This is a genomic window from Mammaliicoccus sp. J-M41, assembly GCF_022385935.1.
GTDB classification, from domain to species: Bacteria; Bacillota; Bacilli; order Staphylococcales; family Staphylococcaceae; genus Mammaliicoccus; species Mammaliicoccus sciuri_A.
In genome coordinates, this window is record NZ_JAJNIR010000098.1 from 1 (window position 1) to 269 (window position 269).

A 269-nucleotide genomic window follows, 5' to 3' on the forward strand; every position below is an offset into this window, starting at 1 on the left:
CTATTGTTGAAGAAATATCACGTTGTGACATGCCCTTGGCATACATAGAAATTACTTTATCTTCGATTTCAGAAACATCACGCTGACGTTTTTTTATTAACTGTGGTTCAAATGAGGCATCTCTATCTCTTGGGACATTGATTTCAATGTTACCTTTAGTGGTATTAAGTGTTTTATCCCCATATCCATTGCGTCTATTTTCGGTAATTTTATCAGATTTATCATTCGAAGAATATCCTAAGTGGTTATTCATTTCACCTTGTAACATA

Annotated in this window: 1 protein-coding gene; it reads right to left on the minus strand. The window is 33.5% G+C overall.

Annotated elements, in window-relative coordinates:
- The coding region (locus LQ686_RS14060; RefSeq protein ID WP_239733465.1) for a transposase at window positions 1-269 on the minus strand (269 nt) is incomplete at both ends.